The 5,571-nt window shown below is 76.0% G+C and carries 1 protein-coding gene; it reads right to left on the bottom strand.

Annotation, left to right across the window (positions count from 1 at the left end):
• Nucleotides 1-5,571: non-ribosomal peptide synthetase (locus tag AA75_RS50375; protein WP_158515643.1), on the bottom strand; the 5,571-nt coding region annotated here is incomplete at both ends.

Raw genomic sequence — 5,571 nt, forward strand, 5'->3', positions numbered from 1 at the left:
CGAAGAACCCGACCAGGTCGTCCAGGGCTTCGTCGGTGCGCCCGGCGATCGGGCTGCCGATCGGGATGTCGGTGCCCGCGCCGTGGCGGGTCAGCAGCTCGGCGAAGGCGGCCTGGAGGACCATGAACAGGCTGGCCCGGCTCTCGGCGGCCAGCGCCAGCAGGCGCCGGTGCAGCGCCGGCGGGATCCGGAACGGCACCTGGTCGCCGCGGTAGCTGATGACGGCGGGGCGCGGCCGGTCCAGCGGGAGTTCCAGCAGCTCAGGCAGGCCGGCCAGGGCCTTCGTCCAGTGGTCGAGCTGGAGGGCGTGGCGGCTGCCGGGGGCGGTCTCCTCGCCGAGCAGGTCGCGCTGCCACAGGGTGTAGTCGGCGTACTGGACCGGCAGCGGCGGTGCGGTGGGCGCGGCGCCGGTCAGGCGGGCCGCGTAGGCGGTGGACAGGTCGCGGGCGAGCGGGCGCCAGGACCAGCCGTCGCCGGCGATGTGGTGCAGCACCAGCAGCAGCACGTGCCGGTCGGGCGCGAGCCTGAACAGGGTGGTGCGCAGCGGCAGTTCGGCGGCCAGGTCGAAGCCGGTCGCGGCCTCCGCGGACAGCAGGGTGTCCAGCTCGGCCTCGTCGGTGTCCACCACCCGCAGCTCCGGGCGGGCCTCGTCCGGCGGCAGGACCTGCTGCCGGGGCACGCCGCCGGTCTCGGGGTAGCGGGTGCGCAGCGTCTCGTGGCGTTCGGTCACGTCGGCGAGTGCGGCGCGCAGCGCGGCCTCGTCCAGGTGGCCGGTCAGCCGCAGGCTCATCGGGATGTTGTAGGTCGCGCCGGGGCCCTCCATCCGGTGCAGGAACCACAGCCGCTGCTGGGCGGAGGAGAGCGGGACCGTCTCGGGCCGCGGCCGGGGCAGCAGGGGCGGGCGGACGCCCTGGGCGTCGCCGACGACGGTCGCCAGGGCGGCGACGGTGGGGGCCTCGAACAGGTCGCGGACGGCGAGTTCGGTGCCGAGGACGGTCCGGATCCGGCCGATCAGCCGGGTGGCGAGCAGCGAGTGCCCGCCGAGTTCGAAGAAGTCGCGGTCGACGCCGACCCCGGGCAGGCCGAGGACCTCGGCGAACAGCGCGCCGAGCACCTCCTCGCGCCGGTTGCGCGGGGCCTGGCCGGCCGCGTCGCCGGTCCAGTCGGGCGCGGGCAGCGCCCGGCGGTCGAGCTTGCCGTTGGGGGTGAGCGGCAGGGCGTCGAGCACCACGTACGCGGCGGGCACCTGGTGCGCCGGGAGCAGTTGCTCGGCGTGGGTGCGGACGGCCGCGACCAGCTCGCCGGCGCCGTGGGCGCGGGCGGGGTCGTTGGCCAGCGCGGCGAGCGGGGTGTCCGGGCCTGCGGTCGGACGGTAGGGGTCGGGCCCGGGGGCGGCGCCGGGCAGGGTGAACACGACGTCCAGGGCGCCCTGGTCGCCGGCGGACCAGGTGACGGCGGTCCGGTGGCCGAGCCGGGCGCCGAGCGCGTACAGCTCCTCCGGGTCGGGCAGTCCTGCGGGGGCGGGTGCGTCGAGCCGGGCGAGGGCGGTGGCGGTGTCGGTGTCGGCGAGCGCCGCGCGGGCCTGGTTCTCCTGTGCCAGGCGGAGGTTGGGCACCCCGGTGACCCGCAGCCGCTCGGGCCGTCGCTCCCGCAGCAGTGCGGCGAGCTGGTCCGGGCCGGTCAGGTCGGTGCCCCAGGCGAGGCAGTGCTCGGGGAGGTGCCCGGTGGCGGCGGCGCCGGTGCGCAGCACCACGTCGTAGCGGTGCCGGTTCATCTCGTTGTGGTCGCGGCCGCGGCGGATCTCGATCCCGACGCCGGTGACGGCGGGCGAGGCGGCGGCGAGGACGGCGAAGTAGTCCGGGTCGAGGAGCAGTTCGGGTTCGCCGGTGACGCTCTGCTCGATGCTGCGGGCCACCGCGGCGCGGTCCGCGAAGGCACCGGCGCGGCGCAGTTCGACGGCGGTGCGGAAGGTCTCCAGCAGGCGGCCGTTGCGGACGTCGCCGATGAAGACCGAGCCGCCGGGGGCGAGCAGGTCGAGGACGCCGGTGAGCACCTCGGCGAGGTAGGCGGCGTTGGGGAAGTACTGGACCACGGAGTTGAGAATCACCGTGTCGAAGTGGCCGCGGGGCAGGCCGTCGAGGACGTGCGCGGGCTGCGCCCGCAGCTCGACCCGTCCGGCCAGGTCGGGGCGGGCGTCCAGCTGCTCGCGCAGCCGGTCGATGACGGCCGGGGAGATGTCGGTGCCCCAGTACTCCTCGCAGTCGCCGGCCAGCGGGGCGAGGATCAGCCCGGCGCCGCAGCCGATCTCCAGCACCCGGCGCGGGGCGAGGGCGCGGATCCGTTCGACGCTGTCCTGCCGCCACCGGTCCATCTCCTCGACGGGGATGGGTGCGCCGGTGTAGCTGGAGTTCCAGCCGGCGAAGTCGTCGCCGAAGGCGCCGTCGAGCTCGCGGTAGTGGCCGTCGTAGGTCTGCTGCCAGCTGTCCAGCCGGCTCTGCTCGCCCCGGGTGTCGCGGCCCTCGGCGGGGTCGGCGGGCACCAGGTAGGCGACCAGCCGGCGGTCGCCGTCGTGCTCGGTGGCGAGCACGGCCGCCTGTCCGACGGTGGGGTGGGCCACCAGGGCGGCCTCCACCTCGCCGGGCTCGATCCGGAACCCGCGGATCTTCACCTGGTGGTCGGTGCGGCCGGCGAACTCCAGCTCGCCGGCGGTGGTCCAGCGCGCCAGGTCCCCGGTGCGGTACATCCGGCCGCCGGCCGGGCCGAACGGGTCGGCCACGAAGCGGGTGGCCGTCAGCGCCGGCCGGTCCAGGTACCCGCGGGCCAGGCCGCCGCCCGCCAGGTACAGCTCCCCGGTCACGCCCGGCGCCACCGGCCGCAGGGCGGCGTCCAGCACGTAGACCCGGGCGCCGGGGACCGGGCGGCCGATCGGCGGTACCACGGCGCCGGCCAGGGGCCCGCTCATGGTGGCGCAGACCGCGGCCTCGGTGGGGCCGTACGCGTTGGTCATCCGCCGTCCCGCGGACCAGCGTTCGACCTGGTCGGGTGCGGTGGCCTCGCCGGCCACCACCAGGTCCAGGCCGGGCGGCAGGGCGCCGTCGGCGAGGACCGCGAGGGCGGTCGGGGGCAGGGTGGCGAAGGTGGTGCCGGTCCGGGTGACCAGCTCGGCGAGGGCCGGTCCGGGCCGCAGCTGCTCGGCGGGGGCCACCACCAGGGCGGCGCCCGACAGCAGGCCCAGGGTGATCTCCCACAGGGCCGCGTCGAAGCTGATCGAGGCGAACTGCAGGACCCGGCTGCCCGGTCCCAGCCCGAACTTCCCGATCAGCGGCACCAGGACGGCGGTGACGCTGCGGTGCGGCACCGGGACGCCCTTCGGCTGCCCGGTTGAGCCGGAGGTGTGGATGACGTACGCGGGGTGCAGCGGGTGCAGCGGCGCGGTGCGTTCGGCGTCGGTGAGGTCGCCGTCGGCGACGCCGTCCGTCGGCGCGGTGTCGACCAGCATCCGCGGTACCGGCCCGGGCAGGCCGGGGGCGAGGGCGGTGGTGGTGAGCAGCAGCGCCGGGGCGCCGTCGCGCAGCAGGTGGGCGATCCGCTCCGCGGGGTAGCCGGGGTCGACCGGCAGGTAGGCGGCGCCGGACTTGAGGACCGCGAGCACGGCGGTGATCAGGTCGGCGGAGCGCGGCAGGGACAGCGCCACCCGCTGCTCGGGGCCGATGCCCCGGGCGACCAGCAGGCGGGCCAGCCGGTTGGCGCGGGAGTTCAGTTCGGCGTAGCTGAGCTCGCCCTCCTCGCAGACCAGGGCGACGGCGTCGGGCTGCTCGGCGGCCCGCTGCTCGAACAGCGCGGGCCAGGTGGTGTCGGGGCCGGGCCGGCCGGTGTCGTTCCAGGTGTCGAGCAGCCGGTGCCGCTCGTCCCCGGAGAGGACGGGGACGTCGCCGATCCGCCGGTCCGGGTCGGCGGCGACGGCCTCCAGCAGCACGGTCAGCCGGGTGGAGAGCGCCTCCACGGTGGCGCGGTCGAACAGGTCGGTGCTGAACTCCCAGTCGCCGCGCAGGGACCGGGTGCCGTCGGTGTGGCGCTTCTCGGCGACGGCCAGGGCCAGGTCGAACTTGGCGAAGCCGACCTCGACCGGTTCCACGGTGACCTCGAGGCCGGGCAGGGCGGGCTGCGCCTCGGGCGTGCTCTGGAACGCGAGCAGCACCTGGAACAGCGGGTTGCGGGCCGCCGAGCGCTGCGGGTTGACCGCCTCGACCAGCTTCTCGAACGGCAGGTCCTGGTGGGCGTAGGCGGCCAGGTCGGTGTCGCGGGTGCGGGCGACCAGTTCGCGGAAGGTCGGGTCGCCGGAGGTGTCGGTGCGCAGTACCAGGGTGTTGACGAAGAATCCGACCAGGTCGTCCAGGGCCTCGTCGGTGCGCCCGGCGATCGGGCTGCCGATCGGGATGTCGGTGCCCGCCCCCATCCGGGTGAGCAGGGCGGCGAACGCGGCGTGCAGGACCATGAACAGGCTGGCGTCGCAGGCCCTGGCGAGCCGGGTGAGCCGGGTGAGCAGCTCGGGCTCCAGGTGGAACGGCACGGTCCGGCCGCGGTGGGTGGCCACCGCCGGGCGGCTCCGGTCGGCGGGGAGTTCCAGGTGTTCGGGTGCGCCGGCCAGTGTCTTTGCCCAGTGGTCGAGTTGGCGGGCGCCGAGGCTGTCGGGGTCGTCGGGGTCGCCGAGGGTGCGCTGCTGCCAGAGCGCGTAGTCGGCGTACTGGACCGGGAGCGGCGGCCACTGCGGGGCGGTGCCGGCGCGCCGGGCGGCGTAGGCGGTGGCGAGGTCGCGGGTGAGGGGGGCCAGGGACCAGCCGTCGCCGGCCACGTGGTGCAGCAGCAGGAGCAGCACGTGCTGGTCGGCGGCGAGGGTGAACAGCGTGGCACGCAGCGGCAGTTCGGTGGTGATGTCGTAGGGGTGGCGGGCGGCGAGGGCGAGCCGTTCGGCGAGGTCCGCCTCGGAGGCGGTCTCGACGGCGAGCACCGGTTGGGCCTCCTCCGGCGGCAGGACGTGCTGGTACGGCTCGCCGTCGTGGCTCGGGTGGAGGGTGCGCAGGCTCTCGTGGCGCCGTACCAGGTCGGCGAGGGCGGCGCGCAGGGCCTGCTGGTCGGGTTCGCCGTGCAGGCGCAGGGCGAGCGGGATGGTGTAGGTGGAGTTCGGCCCCTCGAGGCGGTTGAGGAACCACAGCCGGCGCTGGGCGGAGGACAGCGGTACCCGTTCGGGCCGCGGGACGGGGGTCAGCGCGGGGCGGGTGTCCCTGGCCTCGTCGAGGACCTTGGCGAGGGCGGCGACGGTGGGGGCCTCGAACAGGTCGCGGACGGCGAGTTCGGCGCCGAGGACGGTCCGGATCCGGCTGGTCAGCCGGGTGGCGAGCAGCGAGTGCCCGCCGAGCTCGAAGAAGTCCTCGTGGATGCCGGCCTGCGGGATGCCGAGCACCTCGGCGAACAGGGTGGCGAGGATCTCCTCGCGGGGTGAGCGGGGCAGGCCGGCGGAGGCCGACGGGAGCCGGGTGGGGGCGGGCAGGGCGGCGCGGTCGAGTTTGCCGT

The sequence above is a fragment of the Kitasatospora sp. MBT63 genome (assembly GCF_000710465.2).
In the GTDB taxonomy this organism is placed as follows: Bacteria; Actinomycetota; Actinomycetes; order Streptomycetales; family Streptomycetaceae; genus Kitasatospora.